The 16,427-nt window shown below is 62.7% G+C and carries 17 protein-coding genes; 9 read left to right on the forward strand and 8 right to left on the reverse strand.

The window, feature by feature from the left end:
- The first annotated feature begins 144 nt into the window (after positions 1-144).
- Positions 145-366, forward strand: a complete 222-nt coding sequence (locus RE4_RS31065; RefSeq protein WP_125461331.1) for a hypothetical protein — start codon at positions 145-147, stop codon at positions 364-366.
- 352 nt (positions 367-718) lie between these two features.
- Here RE4_RS31065 and RE4_RS21310 read toward each other — a convergent pair whose 3' ends face one another.
- Genes RE4_RS21310 through RE4_RS21320 form a run of 3 tightly spaced genes read right to left on the reverse strand, consistent with a single transcriptional unit; the run spans position 719 to position 2,592 of the window.
- On the reverse strand, positions 719-1,327 hold the full coding sequence (locus RE4_RS21310) for a signal peptidase I (RefSeq protein ID WP_021333892.1): 609 nt from the start codon (positions 1,325-1,327) through the stop codon (positions 719-721).
- A 10-nt stretch (positions 1,328-1,337) separates the two neighbouring features.
- On the reverse strand, positions 1,338-1,955 hold the full coding sequence (locus RE4_RS21315) for a hypothetical protein (RefSeq protein ID WP_020906724.1): 618 nt from the start codon (positions 1,953-1,955) through the stop codon (positions 1,338-1,340).
- A 7-nt stretch (positions 1,956-1,962) separates the two neighbouring features.
- Positions 1,963-2,592 (reverse strand): SipW-dependent-type signal peptide-containing protein, encoded by a 630-nt coding sequence (locus tag RE4_RS21320; RefSeq protein ID WP_019744453.1) that lies wholly within the window; start codon positions 2,590-2,592, stop codon positions 1,963-1,965.
- A gap of 227 nt (positions 2,593-2,819) precedes the next feature.
- On the opposite strand from RE4_RS21320, the gene RE4_RS21325 reads away from it, so the two are divergent.
- The 6 genes from RE4_RS21325 to atzF all read left to right on the forward strand — a co-directional run bounded on the left by RE4_RS21325 (position 2,820) and on the right by atzF (position 8,954).
- On the forward strand, positions 2,820-3,809 hold the full coding sequence (locus RE4_RS21325) for an LLM class flavin-dependent oxidoreductase (RefSeq protein ID WP_020906723.1): 990 nt from the start codon (positions 2,820-2,822) through the stop codon (positions 3,807-3,809).
- Between the two features lie 9 nt (positions 3,810-3,818).
- Positions 3,819-5,015 (forward strand): MFS transporter, encoded by a 1,197-nt coding sequence (locus RE4_RS21330; RefSeq protein WP_060939295.1) that lies wholly within the window; start codon positions 3,819-3,821, stop codon positions 5,013-5,015.
- Positions 5,016-5,112: 97 nt separating this feature from the next.
- Complete coding sequence (locus tag RE4_RS21335; RefSeq protein ID WP_060939296.1) at positions 5,113-5,919, forward strand: SDR family NAD(P)-dependent oxidoreductase; 807 nt, start codon at positions 5,113-5,115, stop codon at positions 5,917-5,919.
- The gene (locus tag RE4_RS21340) at positions 5,916-6,449 is read left to right on the forward strand and encodes a carboxymuconolactone decarboxylase family protein (protein WP_060939297.1); all 534 of its coding nucleotides are present in this window, start codon (positions 5,916-5,918) and stop codon (positions 6,447-6,449) included. Before RE4_RS21335 ends, RE4_RS21340 begins: the two co-directional genes overlap by 4 nt.
- Before the next feature lie 76 nt (positions 6,450-6,525).
- Positions 6,526-7,227: a GntR family transcriptional regulator gene (locus RE4_RS21345; RefSeq protein ID WP_024487732.1), complete on the forward strand. Its 702-nt coding sequence runs from the start codon at positions 6,526-6,528 to the stop codon at positions 7,225-7,227.
- Between the two features lie 17 nt (positions 7,228-7,244).
- Entirely contained in the window at positions 7,245-8,954 is a 1,710-nt protein-coding gene (atzF, locus tag RE4_RS21350) for an allophanate hydrolase (RefSeq protein WP_060939298.1), read from the forward strand.
- 3 nt (positions 8,955-8,957) lie between these two features.
- Here atzF and RE4_RS21355 read toward each other — a convergent pair whose 3' ends face one another.
- Positions 8,958-9,533 carry a TetR family transcriptional regulator gene (locus tag RE4_RS21355; protein ID WP_019744460.1) on the reverse strand — a complete coding sequence of 192 codons (576 nt, stop codon included), beginning with the start codon at positions 9,531-9,533 and terminating at the stop codon, positions 8,958-8,960.
- A gap of 68 nt (positions 9,534-9,601) precedes the next feature.
- On the opposite strand from RE4_RS21355, the gene RE4_RS21360 reads away from it, so the two are divergent.
- Positions 9,602-11,203: an MFS transporter gene (locus tag RE4_RS21360; RefSeq protein ID WP_060939299.1), complete on the forward strand. Its 1,602-nt coding sequence runs from the start codon at positions 9,602-9,604 to the stop codon at positions 11,201-11,203.
- 52 nt (positions 11,204-11,255) lie between these two features.
- Here RE4_RS21360 and RE4_RS21365 read toward each other — a convergent pair whose 3' ends face one another.
- Positions 11,256-12,107 carry an SDR family oxidoreductase gene (locus RE4_RS21365; RefSeq protein ID WP_029254805.1) on the reverse strand — a complete coding sequence of 284 codons (852 nt, stop codon included), beginning with the start codon at positions 12,105-12,107 and terminating at the stop codon, positions 11,256-11,258.
- Between the two features lie 118 nt (positions 12,108-12,225).
- Here RE4_RS21365 and RE4_RS21370 point away from each other — a divergent pair, with 118 nt between their 5' ends.
- Complete coding sequence (locus RE4_RS21370) at positions 12,226-12,675, forward strand: winged helix-turn-helix transcriptional regulator (RefSeq protein ID WP_007735410.1); 450 nt, start codon at positions 12,226-12,228, stop codon at positions 12,673-12,675.
- Here the strand turns inward: RE4_RS21370 and RE4_RS21375 are convergent.
- The 3 genes from RE4_RS21375 to RE4_RS21385 form a co-directional block, all read right to left on the reverse strand.
- Complete coding sequence (locus RE4_RS21375; RefSeq protein ID WP_060939300.1) at positions 12,651-13,643, reverse strand: iron-siderophore ABC transporter substrate-binding protein; 993 nt, start codon at positions 13,641-13,643, stop codon at positions 12,651-12,653. The genes RE4_RS21370 and RE4_RS21375 overlap by 25 nt on opposite strands.
- A 183-nt stretch (positions 13,644-13,826) precedes the next feature.
- A complete protein-coding gene (gene lpdA / locus RE4_RS21380; protein WP_003941477.1) occupies positions 13,827-15,230 on the reverse strand; it encodes a dihydrolipoyl dehydrogenase in 1,404 nt (467 codons plus the stop codon).
- A 49-nt stretch (positions 15,231-15,279) separates the two neighbouring features.
- Complete coding sequence (locus RE4_RS21385) at positions 15,280-16,155, reverse strand: dipeptidase (RefSeq protein ID WP_488175587.1); 876 nt, start codon at positions 16,153-16,155, stop codon at positions 15,280-15,282.
- Between the last annotated feature and the right edge of the window lie 272 nt (positions 16,156-16,427).

Consider the following 16,427-nt stretch of genomic DNA (forward strand, 5'->3'; position numbering starts at 1 on the left):
GTGCTCACGAGCTTGATGTTCGTGTATTGAATCGTCGCCAAGCCAGCGGCGTTCACAGTGGCGTCCGCCCCTGTCACCGTCACCGATCCGTTCTCGGCAGGCTGTGGAATCGTGAGGACGCGAGATCCCACCGTCACCTGATTCGTGGGGCTACTCGCCGATACCGATGCCCTGTTCGAGGTATCGCACGCAGCCCCTGCCGTAATCGGCGATGCCACAGTGACTATCGGCGCACTTACCAGATCAATCCCCAGTAGAGACAGCAAGTTCACTGTCACGGTCATCGAGGTGAGTGTCGACGTCGCATCGGTATCCGAAACAATTGCCGACTGGCAGCGGCCGCTCGCAGGCTGCCCGACCGAGTAGGCAGCGCACGACGAGATCGATCCGGTCCGGGACAACGAGTTGACGCCCAGCAGCTTTGCAACCACAAGATTGGTTGTGTCCAGGTCCTTTCCAATCGTGTTCTGTTGTGAGACACCTTCGAACATCGAACTGCCGAAAAGATCTATCACGATTCCGCCACTGGACAACCCGAGCCCGCCGGCGCCTCTGCCGTACCCACTCGTCGTCCATGAACCGGTGGAAATCGGACCGGTCACGTGTTCGGAGTCTGTCCACGCCGCTTCGGTCTCTCCGAACAGCGGGTGAGACGAGAAACCGGAGCCCAGAACAACCGCAACTGCCAATACGATGACTGAGAACAGGTGGCGACGCTTCATTGCCTCCCGCCGTCCGGCGGTAGAAGAACCTGAATGGGTTCGGTTTTCGGTTCGGCCAATTCGGCATCATCGTCGTCATCGGTATTGCGCGGCCAGAATACCGCAACCACCAAAGCGGCCATGGTCAGCGTGATCGCCCCCAGAACAAGAGGATTCGAGAAGTAGACGATCACCCGCGCCAATCCCGGAACGTGCCAGAGCACCTTTCGGACCGTGGTGACCTCGTATACCGCGGGATCAGCCGAAGCGTTGGCATCACCCTTGAGATCGAGAATCGTGATGCCGTTGTCCTGGGTACGAGCGGAGACGACCCGGTGGGTCACCGGCAGTTCGGACACTCCCCGATCGACGGTGACGACGTCGCCCACCTCGACGGAATCTGCCGGTACTTCCCGCACAACTGCCAGAGATCCGGTCGGAATGGTCGGCGACATCGATCCGGTCTTGAACATGATCAGTGTGATGTCGAAGGCGACGGCACAGATCACCAAAGCGATACAAACAACCCCACCGGCAGCGAGAACCTGAAGGATGCAGTCCCCGATGATCGTGGGGACCGAACGCTTCTTCGTCCGGACATGTGTTGCCCGGGCATGTGTTGGCATTGCAGCTCCTTCAGGGTGTTGCACTGAACTGCCAAGTGGGAGTTGCCGTTTTACCGATCAACGCCGAGTTACTCCAATTAGCCGAGGTTCCGGGCAGCGAAATCTCGAAGCACAGCGCCACCGCGGCGCCCGGGGACGCTCCACCGGCGGGTAGCGCGATGGCCCCGACTGCGGAACCAGTTGAGAGCGACGGAAACACCGTCGCACTTCCCACCACGAATTGTGGTGTTCCCGTGGAGAAGGCTGACGCATCACAGGTCGTCGACTTGACCACCCGATACCGAAGCGCCGACGCCAGAGTGGAGTCGCCGGCAACCGTGGCCGCCTGCAGAGTGACGGATGCTGCCGGCGAGACCGGCACTGTTCGAAGAGATATCGGGCCGTACGAGAACGCACCGGGGCGAATCAGGAGCGCCGAGGGTGTGTACGTGAAAATGCCAGGGGCACTGGATGCATGCGACGACCATCCACCGCCGACGTTCGACTCGATTCCGAAGGTTCCGGTGCGAAACGATGCATCGCCCATCGTGCTGTCCACCCAACTGGCAGCCACGGTGGTTGCACCGATACCCAGGACGAGTCCCGAGGCCGCCAGTGCGTACACCTGACGCATTCGCCGTGTGACCACGCAGGCGTCAGGGGGTGGACTGGCCGGTGAACTGCCAGAGCAAGCGCCCGGTGTCCTTGCCCGACACGATCGAGGGGTCGACTCCGGCGGGCAGCGTGACCGCGAAGCACAGTTCGACCGGCACACCCGTGCCTAGCAAGGCGACATCCGAACCCGAACCTGCCGTCAAGGCCACCGGACTAGCTGTCGTGCCCACCCATGCTGTGCCTGCTCCAATTCCCGCCGCCGTGCAGGCCGTGGAGGAGACACCTCGATACACCGAGTACCGCAGGGCGGGTTTGAGATCGGCATCACCGCCCGTCGCACCGAGTAGTTGTACCGTCGCGCCGAAAGTGCTGGCCGTGGGACCGATCCGTAGCGCTACCGGCGCATATACCGTCGTTCCGGGTGCGAGTGTGTTGAATCCCGTGCTGAATTGGAAGTGGCCGGCGGAAGCGTCGACTTGATACTCACCCCAGGTCGTCAGTCCGTCGAAACTGCCCTGGAGATTCCAACTTCCCGTCTTGAACTGCGCGTCGCCGAAAACATTGTCTGTCCACGCTGCCAAGGTGACCGCGGCGCCGATACCGAGGACAAGTCCTCCGGCTAGTAATGCACGTACTTTGCGCTTGTTTACAGCCTTCCGATCAGTGGCCATGCTGGTCTCGATTCACTTGGAATGCGAAAGAACCTCCGATTCGGGAAATCTAGCCCCCACTTTCACCCGAAATATCCGAAATGACCGAAATTGAGACAAAGACTTGACGCCTTCTCCTCCTCGCCGCCATCTGTGGGCGTTGACCAGGGGGAAATAGGAAAGCCGGCCAGATGGTTGCACCTTCCAACGACGCTTGCGTTCTATTCGCTGAGAAAGGCTCCACCTCCATGGCCGTACCACTTTCCATCCTCGACCTCGCCCACATCGGGGACGACGAAACCGCCAAAGACAGCTTCGACGCCAGCGTGACCTTGGCGCAGCGTGCCGAGGAGTGGGGCTACAAGCGAATCTGGTACGCCGAGCACCACAACATGGGTTCCATCGCGTCTTCGGCAACCAGCGTTCTGATCAGCCACGTCGCCGCGAACACCAGCAAAATCCGCCTCGGCGCCGGTGGAATCATGCTGCCCAACCACGCACCGCTGACGATCGCCGAGCAGTTCGGCACCCTCGAGACTTTGCACCCCGGTCGAATCGATCTCGGTCTCGGCCGCGCGCCCGGTAGTGATCAGAAGACGATGCAGGCTTTGCGACGCGACCCGAGTTCTTCGGACAGCTTCCCGCAGGACGTACTCGAGCTTCAGGGCTACCTCGGCGACACCTCGCGCGTCCCCGGAATCAATGCCGTTCCCGGTAAGGGCACTCACGTTCCGCTCTATATCCTCGGATCGTCGCTGTTTGGGGCCAAGCTCGCCGCGATGCTCGGTCTGCCGTATGCATTTGCCTCGCATTTCGCCCCCAACGCCCTGCGCGACGCCGTCGCAATCTACCGACGCGAGTTCAAGCCGTCGGAGCAGTTGGCGGAGCCGTACGTCATCGCCGGCGTCAACGTCATCGCCGCCGACACCCATGAGCAGGCTCAGCAGGACTTCCTCGCAGCCAAGCGTTCGCGCGTCAGTCTTCTTCTCGGGCGTGGACGCAAGTTCACGGACGACGAAGCGGACATGCTGCTCGACTCCCCCGCCGGTCAGCAGGTTCTGCAAATGACCAAGTACAGCGCCATCGGCACGCCCGCCGAGGTGCGTGCGTACCTCGACGAGTTCACCGAGCATGCGCAGGCCGACGAGCTGATCACGGTGTCGACCGGCACCAACCGCGAGGCATGGTTGCGCACGTTCGAACTCCTCGCCGACGTGAGCGATCTGGTGCCCGCCTAAGCTGCCGGTATGGGCGATCCATCCCGTCGCGGGTTCATCTCAGTACTGGCCGTACTACTTTCGACGGGTTGGGCCGCCAACCACTTTGCTTCGCTCATCCCGGTTCTCCGGGTGGACGAGGGCCTTTCGCATACCGTGCTCGACGGTGTTTTCGGTATCTATGCGCTCGGACTCCTACCCGGCCTGTTGACCGGTGGAGCAGTGTCGGACCGCGTCGGCCGAGCTGTAGTCGTCCTTCCCGGAGCACTCATAGCCTCGCTCGGAACCTTGATTCTTCTTCTCTGGCACGACGCGCCCGGGCTCATGGTCGGGCGCCTCGTAGTCGGTATCGGTGCCGGTCTGGCAATCGGCGCCGGTACCGCGTGGGCAGCTGACCTTCGCGGTAAGTCCGGAACCGTGATGGCGGGCGTCGTACTCACCTCGGGTTTTGCACTGGGACCACTGTTTTCGGGTCTGTTGGCACAATTTGCCGCCTTCCCACTCGCTACGCCCTTTGTCGTCTCGGCCGTCTTGTCGGTGGGTTCGGTTGCCGCTGCTGCCTCGTGGAGTCGTACTCCTGCTCCCACCAAGGCTGCGACGTTCACACCGGTTCCCGACCGCGCAGAGCGGTCGGGAACCGGCGTGAAGGTCGCACTGCTCTGGGCACTTCCGTTGGCTCCATGGGTGTTCGCCAGCGCAACAGTGTCTTTCGTGACCATGACGGCCAGGCTCGGGGACCGCTACTCAGGTCCTCTCCTTCCGGGTTTCGCCGCGGCGCTGACTCTGGGTGCTGGAATCCTGGTTCAAACCGCTGCGCGCCATCGCAATTGGGGTCCTCAGGCCGGCACGACAGGCGCCGCACTGGCGGCACTCGGATACTGCCTGGTCGCAGTCGGCGGCGCGCACCCCGCGCTCGGGTTGTTCATCGTCTGCGCGCTCGTCCTCGGTACGGCCTACGGACTGTGTCTGCGTGAGGGACTGCTCGACCTCGAGTCGCTGGCTCCCCCGGCCTCGCGGGGCGCTTTGACCGGGATCTTCTACGTCGGCACCTATCTCGGATTCGGACTGCCGGTGCTACTGGTTGTCATCGAACCCACGATGGGTCCGTCACTGCCGTTGGTGATCCTCGCCGCTGTTGCCGCCGTCGTTGCCGTGGTCCGATTCCGTCGATTGCGGTCACCCCAGGCTTCCACGCCACATCCGCGTCTCGAAGCCGCATCGGTCTGAACACCCGTTCGGACGGAGTTGGCGGTACTTGCAGTCGCAGCTACCCGGCGGTGTTAGCGTCGGAGGACCAGAAGGTAACTGCGTAGGGACACAGCACATGGGCAAGAGCGAGGCGGGCAAGGCCGAATCGGCCAAGAGCAGTGGCGACGATCTGACGGGTCGGCGCATCCTGATCACCGGCGCTGCCCGCAATATCGGTTCTTCGCTGGCCAGACGCCTGTACGACCGTGGCGCGTCCGTGGGACTGCTCGGCCTCGAGCCGGAACTTCTCGAGCAAGTCGCCACTTCCTGCGGCCGCGCGCCGTGGCAGTTGTGCGATGTCGCCGATCCCGAGCAGGTATCTCGCGGCGTCGACTGCATCGCTGAGAGGCTGGGAGGCATCGATGTCGTCGTGGCCAATGCCGGCGTCGAGGCGAATTCGTCGATCCTCGGCGGAGACGTCGAAGACATGCGTCGCGCAGTCGAAGTCAACCTCATGGGCACGTACTACACCCTGCGCGCAGCGGGGCCCCACATCAGTCACGAAGATGGTTACGCCCTGGTGGTCGCCTCGGCCCACGGCGCGGCGAAGCACCCATTTCGCGGACCGTTCGGTGCTTCGCGCGCCGGTGTCGAAGCGTTGGGTGACGCGTTGCGCCTGGAAATGAAACACCTTGGTACCAAGGTGGGCGTCGCGTATATCGGAGACATCGACACCGATACCACCGCACTCTCTTTCGACGGCGCTCGCGGAACCCTCGCCAGCGCCGGCACCACGACCGTCGCTGACGCCGTCGACGCGTTCGAGCGCGGTATCGTCGGCCGGAAGTCACGCGTACACGCGCCCCGCCGCAGCGCTGCGGTTCGCCACATCGCGCAACGAGCTATCGACCTCCGTCCCTCTCACATCCGTGGAGTCGCATGAACCCCCGCATCCCGCCCGGCCGATTCAAGGACCTCGGTCCGATCAACTGGGGAATCTGGCGTGTCCTGTCGAAGGCTGCCGGAGCACCCGATGCGCATCTGTTCAGCACCTTGGGGCGCACGGGCGGGCTCTTCCGCGGTTGGCTGCACTACTCCGGCTCACTCATGCCCGGCGGCAAGATCTCTCGCCACGACACCGAACTGATCATCCTGCGGGTCGCGCACCTGCGGGACTGCGGTTACGAGATGGATCACCACATCAGGCTCGGCCGCAAAGCCGGAATCGACGCAGAAGAACTGGCCCGAATCATCGAGGGCCCTAGCGCTTCCGAGTTGAGTCCGCGTCACCGTGCGATCTTGACTGCGGTCGACGAGTTGGTCACCACCAAGGACATCACCGACAACACGTGGGGAACGCTCTCGCAGCATCTCGACGATCGTCGGTTGATCGAATTCACCTTGCTGGTCACTCAGTACGACGGCCTGGCCACCACGATCGGAACCTTGCGGGTTCAGCGCGACTTCTCCTGAAGTTCCGCGGCGGCCGTAACTCAGCTCTTACCCGAAGACATCTGGACGAAACACCTGATCAATAGCGTATACAGGTATGTCGACAGGGATGAATACGGCGCCGGAGCCACTGCGTGAGGTGGTCTACCGGGAACTACGCACCGAACTGGTCAACGGGACCATCGGGTTCGATCAGCGCCTGACGGAACCGAAACTCTCCACGCGTTTCGGCATTTCTCGCACACCAGTACGGGAAGCGTTGACGATGCTGTGCGCCGATGGACTCCTGCGCCGGGAAGAATACGGGTTCTCCGCCGTGCGCCCGAGCATCCCGCGGATCCGAGACCTGTACGAACTCCGAATCACTCTGGAACTACAAGGAATTACCCGGGCGATCGCAGATCCGACGATCCGGCACGACCGAACAATCCTCGACGACGAATTGGTGCGGTGGCGTGCCCTGGCTCTCGATCCGCCCGCTCAGGAACCGGGGTTCGTCGAACTGGACGAGGAATTCCACGTCGCCGTACTGAGGGCGTCGGGAAACAATGAACTGGTCGCGTCGCTGCTGTCGGTGAATTCCCGTATCCGGCACGTTCGGATGTACGACTTCATGGTCAACGGCCGCATCGACACCTCGATCGCGGAGCACATTCGAATCCTCGAAGAACTACGTGCCGGCAATCTGCCCGAGGCCCGCACGCTTTTGCACCAGCACATCGGCGAGTCTCTCGACGTCGTCCTCGACCGGGTGACCCGCGCGATCACCGCGCTCTCACTCGCCACCATCACGGACTGATCGGAGCAGTACACAGCATGACCATCGCAGCAGAAGTTTTCACCCCGACAGCCCGGGTCGAGCAGGCCTTCCAGCGGATCGAGGAAGTAGATCGCCCCGAAGTCTGGATCACGTTGCGCCGCAAGGAAGATGTGCTTGCCGATGCCGCCTCGGCCGAAGCCAGAATCGCCGCGGGCGAGCATCTTCCTCTGGCTGGGCGTCTGGTCGCCGTCAAGGACAACGTCGACGTCGCCGGTCTGCCGACCACAGCGGCGTGCCCCGAATTCGCGTATGCGCCGGACGAAACTGCCAGTGCCGTTGCACGGTTGATCGAGCACGGCGCTGTTGTTCTGGGGAAGACCAATCTGGACCAGTTTGCCACCGGGCTGGTCGGAACGCGTAGTCCGTACGGAGCCGTTCGCTGCGCCTGGAACGAAGAGTTGATCTCGGGCGGTAGTAGCTCCGGATCCGCCGTCGCTGTCGCGCTGGGGATTGCAGACATCGGAATCGGCACCGACACCGCCGGTTCCGGCCGGGTACCGGCGGCATTTCACGGGATCTACGGACTGAAGCTTTCGCTCGGTGTCATTCCCGTCCACGGAGTAGTGCCCGCCTGCATCGACTACGACGCTCTGACGGTGTTCGCCGGCGACCTCGAATCGGCAACCGCGGCAGCGGCAATCATGGTCGGCCACGAACCTCGAGATCCCCGCAGCCGCGTCTGGCCTTCCGACGTTCGTCTCGCGGCGGCGCCGAATCCCCGCGTCGCGGTCCCCCGAATCGAGGATCTCGCTCAACTTAGCCCGTCGTATCTGGCAGCATTTCAGGACACTGTGACTGCTCTGGTAGCCGGCGGCGCCGAGACCGAGACCGTCGACATCTCCGGGCTGCTCGACGCGGCCCGATTGCTCTACGACGGCGCCGTGGTGGCGCAGCGGTACGCCGCTGCCGGCGAGTTCCTCGAAACCCGCCCTGCCGGAGCAGATCCCGCGGTGTCCGACATCGTGCTCGGCGCGAAGCACCCCACCGGATACCAGCTAGTCGACGATCTCGACGCTCTCACCCGCGCCAAGGCAGCTGCCCGGGCACTCCTCGCCGGGTTCGACGCCCTGCTGCTTCCCACCACCACCGAACATCCGACGATCGCCGCCGTGACCGAGGATGCGTTCGGAATCAACCGCCGGATGGGAACTTTCACCAACTTCTGCAACCTGCTCGACATGGCGGCCGTCGCGGCGCCCGGACACCGCACTGCCGAAGATCACCCGTTCGGCGTCATGTTCGTCGTACCCGCTTTCGACGACCAGATCGCCATCGACCTCGCTGCGCGACTCGGTGGTGTGCCTTCACCCGCCCTCGTCAATACCGGAATCGACCTCGCAGTATTCGGCGCTCACCTGCGCGGGCAACCCCTCAACACACAGTTGGTCGACCTCGGCGCGCGGTACGTCGAAACCGTCACGACCTCGGATGCCTACCGGCTCTTCGCTCTCGACACGACGCCACCGAAGCCCGGCCTGGTACGCCGTGGCCCTGGACTCGGCGCACCGGTCGTCGGCGAGATCTTCCGAATCTCACCGGCCGGGCTGGGAACGTTCCTCGCCGCCTTGCCTGCACCGATGGCGCTCACCAGCGTCGAGTTATCGGACGGCAGAACGACAGTCGGTTTCAGCTGCACTCATGACGCCGTAAACGGCGCAGCTGACATCACCGACTACGGCGGTTGGGCCGCGTACCTCTCTCGCTGACAGTCAGGGCTTGCAGATTCGAGTGACGGCCTCGCGCACCACTTCACGGCGGCGCGCGATCTCGTCGGCGTCGACGTTCTGGTTGTCGGCCACACCGGGGGCCACTACCCAACCGAACACGAGGCCGAACAGCATCGTGATCAGGTCCTGGGGGTCCCAGTGCTTCGAGATGAGGCCGTCTTCTTGAGCCTTGCGGATCGTGGCCATTCGCGGAACCCAGCTGGAATGTTCCTCGGCCAGCTTCTTCATCCGTGGTGCCTCACCCTGCAATTGACCCCAGATCATCATCCGTTGAATCTGTGGTTTGGCGAGCATTGCGTCGAACAGTTCGACGGCATGCGCGGGCATGTCTTCACCGGTGAACTCGACGGACTCCATCGCCTGCTCGAAGTCGACGTCGAGCACCGCGTGGAACAACGCGACCTTGTCACCGAAATAGGCGTAGAGGCGCTCCTTACTGGCGTTTCCGTTCTTCGCAATCCGATCGATGCGCGCACCGGCAAGCCCGTAGGTACCGAATTCTTCTTGCGCAGCGTCGAGGATTCGCTGTTTCGTCGCGGTCACGTCAGTGGGAGCCATAGTGATGATGGTAACCGAACGAACTATTTCGTTTGACTCACCTGAGAAGGCTGGAATACCTTTTTCCAATGACCACCACGTCCCACGTCGACGGCGGCACTCTGCCACCGATCCCGGCTGTCTCCGAGAATCCGAATCATCAACGTCGCTGGCTGGTGCTCTGCATCGTCGCGTTCGCTCAACTCATGGTGGTGCTCGACGGCACCATCGTCTCCATCGCCCTACCGGCAGCCCAGGAGGAACTGGGCATCAGCGACCTTGACCGCGCGTGGGTGGTCACGTCGTACGCCTTGGCGTTCGGTGCGCTGCTGCTCCTCGGCGGACGTATCGCCGACTACTGGGGCCGAAAGCGATCCTTCATCGTCGGCATGGCGGGCTTCGCGGTTGCCTCCGGCATCGGCGGCATCGCGCAGAGCGGTATCGAACTGTTCATCGCCCGCGCCGGCCAGGGCGTCTTCGCAGCATTGCTCGCGCCCGCTGCGCTGTCGATGCTCACCACCACCTTCATCGGAGAGAAGGAGCGCGCCAAGGCTTTTGCCGTCTACGGCGCGATCTCCGGCGGTGGCGCTGCCATCGGCCTGCTCCTCGGTGGAGTGCTGACGCAGTACGTCGACTGGCGCTGGTGCCTGCTCGTCAACATCCCGATCGCGCTGATCGCCATCGCTGCAGCCGTCCCGATCGTCAAGGAAACCAAAGCGCACGGCGACACGAGCTACGACCTTCCCGGCGCTGTCCTCATCGCCCTGGGGCTCGGCTCACTGGTCTACGGATTCACACGCGCCGAGCACGGCTGGGGTCAGGCAGACACTTTGCTGTTCATCGCACTGGGCCTGGTCTTCCTCGCCATCTTCGTGGTCGTCGAGAGCCGCAGCAAGAATCCGCTTCTACCGCTGAGCGTTCCGTGGCATCGTGATCGCGGCGCTGCTCTGATCGGCTCCATGCTGGTGGGCGCCGCCCTGCTCGGCGGCACGTTGTACCTGACGTTCTACCTGCAGATCGTGCTCGGATTCAGCCCGGTCATGGCCGGCGTCGGATCGCTGCCGATGGCATTCTTCATCGTCTTGGCATCGACCATCGCAGCGCAGTTGTCCACCAAGATCGGCCCCAAGGCGCTCATGGTCGCCGGCCCGCTGGTGGCCGCAGTAGGACTGCTCATGCTGACCCAGATCGAGGTACACAGCTCCTATTGGACGCACGTGTTCCCCGGCCTCGCGATCTTCGGCTTCGGACTGGGCCTGCTGATGGTGCCGATGCAGAACCTCGCACTGATCGGCGTTCCCGACCACGACGCCGGCGCTGCCAGTGCCCTGGTCAACGCCACCCTGCAGATCGGCGGCGCACTCGGAACCGCACTGTTCACCACGATCTACGCTTCGGCCAAGTCGGCCTTCACCGCCGACAACGCGGCGCCAATCCCGCCGGAAGGCATTCCTGTCGACATGTCGAATGCGACCATCCCGACCGGGGACCAATTGGCGCTACTCCCCCAGCCGGTGCAGGACTTCGTCGCCTCGATGACGGACTACTTCTTCGGCGCCGAGGTGTCCGGATACTCGGCCGCATTCGGTTGGGCGGCAATCCTGTTGGCGATCATCGCACCGGTAGTGCTGGTTCTGGTCCGCGCCAAGAAGGGTGATCTGCCCGCCGAGGGTGCAGTCCACATGGGATAACCCCCTGTGCGCCTTTATTAACCGCCCGCGGTTAATAAAGGCGCACAGCAGGTCAGGCCTTCCTCAACACCTCAGCCACCGGAGTGCTGCTGCGGCCGATCAACTTCTGCAGGTCACCAGACTCGGTGTCCAACGCCCCCTTGGCAATTGCAGCATCGGAATCCGCGAGAATCTCTGCGACCGGGGCAGGCAGGCCGACGCTCTCGAGAATCCCCTTGTATGCGTCCTCGCTCACGAACTGGTACGCGACAGGCTTGCCGGCAAACTCGCTGATCTTCTCGGCCAATTCGGCGTAGGTGAGCCTCTCGTCACCGCCCAACTCGTACACTGCACCTTCATGACCATCGGTGGTCGCGACTACTGCTGCGGCGTCGGCGTAATCCGCACGCGCCGCAGCCGCGATCTTGCCTTCCGCTCCCGCACCGACCAGTGCGCCGCGTTCGATCACACCGGCCAGGTCGTTGGTGAAGTTCTCCCAGTACCAACCGTTGCGCAACAGCGCGAACGGAATACCGCTCCGAGTGAGCACGTCCTCGGTCGCCTTGTGCTCGGCAGCAAGCTTCATCGGCGTGTCCTGAGCATTCAAGATGCTCGTGTAGGCGATGAATCCGACGCCGGCAGCCTTCGCCGCGTCGATGATGTTGGTGTGTTGCGCGAGCCGTGACCCCACTTCACTTCCCGAGATCAGCACCAGCTTGTCGACGCCCGCCAATGCGGTTTCCAACGCCGAGGCATCGGCATAGTCCGCTTGACGTACAACTACTCCGCGGGCGGCGAGGCTTTCCGCCTTCTGTGGATTGCGGACGACAGCGACGATGTCGGACGCGGCGGTTCCCCGCTCGATCAACGACTCGACTACCAGTTGTCCGAGGTTTCCGGTTGCGCCGGTGACTGCAATGCTCATGCGAACTCCCGATCCAGGTTGAAGCGTAAATGCGTTCTGCAACCATCATGCACTTATTTTTCGTAAGTGCAACACGTCGAGTTAGCGCTATGGGATCGTGCAGTAGTAGCCTGGGTTCATGACCAGCACCGACTCACCTTCACGTGCTGCCCAGACCCCTGATCCGAATGCCGACGTCGTGGACCCAACGCTCGAGGCTGACGTCTTCGCTCGCGGGTGCAACTCTCGGGCGGCATTGCAGAATGCAACCGGACGCTGGGGCGCACTCGCGCTGGCGGCATTGAACGAGGGCCCGTACCGGTTCAGTGCCCTGCGCCGACGCGTCGACGGAGTCAGCGAGCGCATGCTCTCGCAGACCCTGCAAACACTCGAGCGGGATGGCCTCGTGCACCGTGAGGTACTCGAAACCATCCCGCCCAAAGTGGAATACAGCCTGACCGAACTCGGCGCCGACGTCGCCGCAAAGATCACGGCCCTGATCGAACTACTCGAGTCGCAGGTTCCGAAAATCGTTGCGTCACAAGCGTCGTACGACGCTCGGAATCAGCTCAACTTGTCCGAAAGCTGAGCGATGAACTCGTCGAATGCGTAGGGAACGCTCAGCACCGTCGGAGCGGACGTAGCCATCGCGTAGTCCATTCCGACCAGACGAACCAGACGGCCGTTCGACACCGAGGTCATGTTCGCGAACGGACCGAAGGATATCAGCTTGTCCAGGTTGGTGCCGTCGGCGTCGACGAGAATGAAGACGTCGGCGTCGAGTGTGTCGATGGATTCCATGCCCACGGACACCGAACTGTCGCCGGAAGTGCACACTGCGTCGACACCGGGCGAGGTCTTCACCCCGAGCTGGCCGAGAAGACGGATCCGCGGGTCGGTGCCGCAGAAGACGATCAGGCCCTCGTCGGTGCGCATTGCATACGTTGCGGTTTTGCCCTGGAACTGCGGGTGATCAGCGGCCTGCTTCTCGAAGTACGCCCCGGTCTCGTCGATCAGCGTCTGAGCCTGCGCCGGCTGTCCGAGCGCTGCCCCGATCATGCTCATCTGCTTGTCCCACGCGGTATCCCACGGCTGGTCGGGGAACGCGACGGTCGGCGCGATGTCACTGAGGCGCTTGTACTCGCCCTCGTCGATGCCGGAGTAGACGGCGAGGATCACGTCGGGATCGAGCCCGAGGATCTGCTCGAACGGGATATCGGGATTGGTCGTCATGAGAACGGGCTTGGCACCGTTCAGACGCGAAGCGTCCCAGGGCAGGATGTTGTTCTCGATGCCGTCGCCGGAGAAGCTCTCCATGGCGACCGGAACCTTGTTCAGCGCGATCACCGCATCCTGGCCACTCCATCCGATGGTCACGATGCGGATAGGCTCCGCGTCGATCGTCGTCGAACCGTAGGCGTGGTCGACGGTCACGGGGAACGCCCCCGCCTCGGCGGCACCCGAAGCTTCGGTGTCCGATCCGGAGTCACCTGAGGTTCCACAGGCGGAGAGCGTCAGCGCGACGCAAGCCGCGAGCAGTACGGAACGAGTTTTCATGAGTGGTCCTTCGAAAGCCGGATGGTCGACTCGGGACGCTAATGCGTTGCGCGCCTACACCCCGACTCGAAGGCCTCAGATGGCGGTTTCGCAACACAACTCGACACAAAAGACGAAAAACCCCGTGTGCCTTTCCGGTAGTGCGAACGACCGAAAAGGCGCACGGGGCCGAAGGCCCTGCCGTCAGAAGTTGATCATGTGGCCGGCGAGGCCGTGGATCGCTTCCTGCAGTGCCTCACTGAGTGTGGGGTGGGTGTGGACGTTGCGTGCCAACTCGTTGACCGTGAGGTCCCACTTCTGGGCCAAGGTCAGCTCGGGCAGCAGTTCCGAAACGTCCGGTCCGATGAGGTGCCCGCCGAGCAGTTCGCCGTACTTCTTGTCGGCGATCAGCTTGACGAAACCGGTCGGGTCACCGAGACCGTGTGCCTTGCCGTTGGCGGCGAACGGGAAGTTCGCGACCTTGACGTCGTAGCCCTCGGCCTTGGCCTGCTCCTCGGTCAAACCGAACGAGGCGACCTGCGGCTGGCAGAACGTCGCACGCGGCATCATCCGGTAGTCACCGAGTGTCTGCGTCTCCGCGCCGCCGATGGTCTCGGCAGCGACGACAGCCTGAGCTTCTGCGACGTGCGCGAGCTGCAGCTTGGCGGTGACGTCACCGATGGCGAAGATGTGCGGGACGTTGGTGCGCATGTAGTCGTCGATCGCGATGGCGCCGCGATCGGTCAACGCGACACCGGTGTTCTCGAGACCGAAGCCCTCCACGCGCGGTGCGAAGCCGACGGACTGCAGAACCTTGTCGACGACCACGGTCTCGATCTCGCCGGACTTGTTGTCCTTGATCGAGACGGTGACCTTGCTGCCGTCGTCGCTGATGGACTGCACAGCGGCACCGGTCTTGATGGTGACGCCGAGCTTCTTGTACTGCTTGGCGATTTCCTTCGAGACGTCGGCGTCCTCGTTGGGCAGTGCCCGATCGAGGAACTCGACGATCGTGACGTCGACGCCGTAGTTCTTGAGGACGTAACCGAACTCCATGCCGATCGCGCCGGCACCGACGATCAGGATCGAACCCGGAAGGTCACGGGTGAGGATCTGCTCTTCGTAGGTCACTACGTTCTCGCTCAGCGAGGTGCCGGGCAGCAGCTTGGTGTACGAACCCGTCGCGATGATCGCGTTGTCGAACGTGATCGTCTCGGTGCCACCCTTGCTCAGCTCCACGCTGATGGTGTTGGCGTCGACGAACGTGCCCTTGCCGTCGTACTCCGGGATCTTGTTCTTCTTCATCAAGAAGTGAATGCCCTTGACTCGCCCGTCCGCGACCTTGCGGCTGCGATCGAAAGCGGAGCCGAAATCGAAGGACACGTCTCCGGACATGCCGAACGTCTTCGCTTCTTTCGTGAAGATGTGCGCGAGTTCGGCGTTACGGAGAAGCGCCTTGGACGGAATGCAGCCGACATTCAGGCATACACCGCCCCAGTACTTCTGCTCGATGATGGCGGTGCTCAGGCCCAGTTGTGCCGCGCGGATAGCAGCGACGTACCCACCGGGGCCGGCTCCGAGGACAACGACGTCATAGTGTGAGGTCACGATTCACCAGGGTAGTCCTGCATCGTTTCGCTGTCCCCAGATGGTCGCATTACCCGTCGGTAGCCCACACTTCTCGGGCAACTCGGGCGAAATTTCCGCCGTACACGGCCTCGATCGACGGCTCGTCGAAGCCCCGCTCACGCAATACCTGATCAAGTGTCAGCACGTCCTCCGGAGGAGTCCACTGCAGTGGCCCCCACGCGGTGTACGCCTCGGAGAACGACGACGGGTTCTGCTCGATCTCTTCGCGGAAGTCGTCGGCGTCGAAGGAGAAGTCGGAGCCGATCCCGACGTGATCGATGCCGACGAGTCCCACAGCCTCTTCGATGTGGTCGGCCATCGCGGACAGCCGAGCCTGGTCGTCATCCGGTCCGTTGACGCCGAGGAATATACCCACGCCGTTGATCCCGATGACGCCGCCGGTCTCCGCACACGCTCTGGCCTGATCGTCGGTGATGTTGCGCGGATGCTCCCACAACCTTCGGAGGTTCGAGTGGCTGTAGATCATTGCTCGCTGGGTGATAGCTGAGATGTCCAACCCCGTCTGTACCGAACAATGTGAGCCGTCGACCGTCATTCCGACGCGATTCATCTCGGCAACCAGGTCACGGCCGTATCCACTCAACCCCGTGTCCGCCAGGTCCAAGCAGCCGCAGCCGGCAGCGTTCATGTAGTTATACGTCGGCAACATCGAGCGGACTCCGAGGTCGTAGAAGTACGAGACGTTGGCCAGGTCTCCCTCCAGCGGATTCGAGTCCTCCAGGTCGAAGGCCAGGGCGATTCCGCCGGACTCCTGAATCTCGACGACGCCGTCGACGGTGAAGACAGGGGTTATCTCCGGGAACTCGACCCGCGCCTGCCACGCGAAACTCTTGGCGATTGCCGTCGAGTCCGCGCGAGTCTGCGGCGAGTAACCGACGTTCACCGAAACGTAACTCCCCGCTGGGCGCTGATATCGGAGAAGATCTTCGACAGACGCGTTCGACTGCAGAGGTAGGCAACAATGTTGTTCCCATAGTGGATATGTCCGGTTCACTCACTAATCCCGTCGATGATCAGGGAAATTCACCTGAAACTGGTCGTACGTTCAGCAAATCTCTGGTTCACTGGCGGATAACGCACCGATGCGGTAGAACTTACAAGACTCACACGCCCTGTACCTATCGACAGGGCATGTATCCAGCATGAATTCCCGTA

Source organism: Rhodococcus erythropolis NBRC 15567 (assembly GCF_001552595.1).
Taxonomy (GTDB): Bacteria; Actinomycetota; Actinomycetes; order Mycobacteriales; family Mycobacteriaceae; genus Rhodococcus_F; species Rhodococcus_F erythropolis.

What these genes read in the sequence shown, in the direction of transcription:
- RE4_RS21340 (WP_060939297.1), top strand. Translation starts at nt 5,916, where the DNA reads ATGAACCCCCGCATCCCGCCCGGCCGATTCAAGGACCTCGGTCCGATC.
- RE4_RS21345 (WP_024487732.1), top strand. Translation starts at nt 6,526, where the DNA reads ATGTCGACAGGGATGAATACGGCGCCGGAGCCACTGCGTGAGGTGGTC.
- RE4_RS21365 (WP_029254805.1), bottom strand. Translation starts at nt 12,107, where the DNA reads ATGAGCATTGCAGTCACCGGCGCAACCGGAAACCTCGGACAACTGGTA.
- RE4_RS21355 (WP_019744460.1), bottom strand. Translation starts at nt 9,533, where the DNA reads ATGGCTCCCACTGACGTGACCGCGACGAAACAGCGAATCCTCGACGCT.
- RE4_RS21335 (WP_060939296.1), top strand. Translation starts at nt 5,113, where the DNA reads ATGGGCAAGAGCGAGGCGGGCAAGGCCGAATCGGCCAAGAGCAGTGGC.
- RE4_RS21330 (WP_060939295.1), top strand. Translation starts at nt 3,819, where the DNA reads ATGGGCGATCCATCCCGTCGCGGGTTCATCTCAGTACTGGCCGTACTA.
- RE4_RS21375 (WP_060939300.1), bottom strand. Translation starts at nt 13,643, where the DNA reads ATGAAAACTCGTTCCGTACTGCTCGCGGCTTGCGTCGCGCTGACGCTC.
- RE4_RS21320 (WP_019744453.1), bottom strand. Translation starts at nt 2,592, where the DNA reads ATGGCCACTGATCGGAAGGCTGTAAACAAGCGCAAAGTACGTGCATTA.
- RE4_RS21360 (WP_060939299.1), top strand. Translation starts at nt 9,602, where the DNA reads ATGACCACCACGTCCCACGTCGACGGCGGCACTCTGCCACCGATCCCG.
- atzF (WP_060939298.1), top strand. Translation starts at nt 7,245, where the DNA reads ATGACCATCGCAGCAGAAGTTTTCACCCCGACAGCCCGGGTCGAGCAG.
- RE4_RS21325 (WP_020906723.1), top strand. Translation starts at nt 2,820, where the DNA reads ATGGCCGTACCACTTTCCATCCTCGACCTCGCCCACATCGGGGACGAC.
- RE4_RS21310 (WP_021333892.1), bottom strand. Translation starts at nt 1,327, where the DNA reads ATGCCAACACATGCCCGGGCAACACATGTCCGGACGAAGAAGCGTTCG.
- RE4_RS21370 (WP_007735410.1), top strand. Translation starts at nt 12,226, where the DNA reads ATGACCAGCACCGACTCACCTTCACGTGCTGCCCAGACCCCTGATCCG.